The sequence below is a fragment of the uncultured Agitococcus sp. genome, from assembly GCF_937920075.1.
GTDB lineage: Bacteria > Pseudomonadota > Gammaproteobacteria > Pseudomonadales > Moraxellaceae > Agitococcus.
This window is the reverse complement of record NZ_CALETI010000271.1, coordinates 1-1,811: the sequence shown is the minus strand read 5'-3', so window position 1 is coordinate 1,811 and position 1,811 is coordinate 1. Positions and strand designations below refer to the sequence as shown.

Annotated in this window: 2 protein-coding genes and 1 pseudogene; all 3 read left to right on the top strand. The window is 39.9% G+C overall.

Going from position 1 to position 1,811, the window contains the following annotated elements; translation table 11 throughout:
* Positions 1-499: pseudogene (locus Q0212_RS09370) on the top strand (hypothetical protein); the annotation flags it as partial.
* A 10-nt stretch (positions 500-509) separates the two neighbouring features.
* The gene (locus Q0212_RS09365; protein ID WP_297924788.1) at positions 510-1,211 is read left to right on the top strand and encodes a DUF6160 family protein; all 702 of its coding nucleotides are present in this window, start codon (positions 510-512) and stop codon (positions 1,209-1,211) included.
* A 15-nt stretch (positions 1,212-1,226) separates the two neighbouring features.
* On the top strand, positions 1,227-1,811 hold a 585-nt coding region (locus Q0212_RS09360; RefSeq protein ID WP_367175826.1), incomplete at its 3' end, for a DUF6160 family protein.

The following is a 1,811-nucleotide window of genomic DNA, read 5'->3' as shown; positions in this document are numbered from 1 at the left end:
TTGGGCATATTTAACTGCAATTAACTCAGGTACAGGCGTAAAAACTTTTGGCAATACTGATGGTGCTGCGCTTTTAAACAGTACTACCTCTGGAGTTAGTCTGTTTGGTACTCCTATGCCAGGTGGTGCAGGTGCTTCGGGTAGTACCAACACGCCTGGTGCTCCGTTTGTGCGAGGTACACATGATTGTCCTGGTGGTGCTGGTACAACTAGTCAATGTAATGGGGAGGTTGGAGCAGGTGGTTCTAGAGGTGCTTATGGTGTTGGCGAGATAGAACTGGCAAACCCAAATAACAACAGAGACTGGGATTTGGCTGGTCGTAACTTGCCTTGGTTTCCTACAACTGGCCAAGCCGCTTTTGTATTAGGTCAAACAACTGATGTAATACCTGCCACAATAACAGTAAGCGTTAATCCTTCGCCTCTAAATAATATGGGTTCTGCTGTCATTGATGGTTTGTTAATTCAGCATCTCAAAATAACAACAAAAGGCTTATAAGGTAATGTTTATGAAAAAATATGTTTTGTTCGCCTTGTTAGGTTTTGCGCAAGTCAGTTTTGCTGAAATGCAAGTCATGACGGAAGAAGATTTGCAAGCGGTTGATGGTCAAGCAGGGGCAGATATTTCTTTGGAAATGCGCCTTAATCAAAATGAAAGTTATAGATTTTTGGATCAGACTGGAGAGGTTTGTGAAAAATTTGAATATTGTCGTTGGGCGTTAAATTTAAATAACCGTAATCATGATGGCACGGTAACAGGCTCTGCAACTGGCCGAAAGCTCTGGCTGGTTTTTAAACAAGTACAAGGCACCATTAAGTTTCAAGAACTAAAATTGGATGGAGCCGATTTGCCTTTTTATTTGGGGGATGTAACAGGTCTTCCTGTGTTAAAAGCAGCCATTCAGCTCGGCTATGATGCTACAAAACCCGTTTTAATTCGTAACTTTGGCTATCAATCATTAGCCATTGAATCAGATACTTGTACAGAAACCAATCTTAACTGTTCTTCAGGAACAGTGAATGTGCCAGGTTATTTAGCCAAAGCCTCTGGTGGTAGTGGTGCAGGGGCTTATGCAAATGGCAAATATACGGCAGCAGGCTTTGACAATGGGCGTGAAGTTGGTTTTACAGGCTTAAGTATTAATACAAACTTGGCTTTACAAGGAACTGTGAAAATTTTTAGTTGTGATGCAAATCATCCACGCTGTTAATAAAAGGTTATCTATATGAAAAACGACAATAATAACCAGCAGCAAAAATACAAAAAGCTATCATTAGCTGTTGCTATTGCGGCAATAGGTACTGTAAATGTTGCTTATGCATTACAAGAAATGACCGATACTGAACTGAGTAGCATTGATGCTCAAGATGGTTTGTATATTAATGCAGAGTATGACAGTGCAACGATTGATCGTGTATATTGGCAAGACAAAGCAGGACAATCTGATAATACAGAAACAACATTAGGCATGTACTTTGATGGAGTTACGTTAACTAAAACAGGGGCAACACATAGTACAAGTGCTTCTCATACAGGCAATCTTCATACCACTATTAATTTAGATATTGGCTCAAGTGGCGCATCAACAGGCGTGGCATTACAAGCAGCACTGTATTTTGGCACACTCAAAGCCAATAGTTTAAAAATTTGTGATGCAACAGGCTCTACCTGTGGTAGTACCTACGGCAGCTTTGCGGTTCAATCGCAAGAGGATGTGATTTTTAATTTAACCACAAAAGACGGTTTTTTTAATAAAAACGCTTTGATGAATGTAGATTTGGGATTAAAAAATCTTAATATTTATTTAACG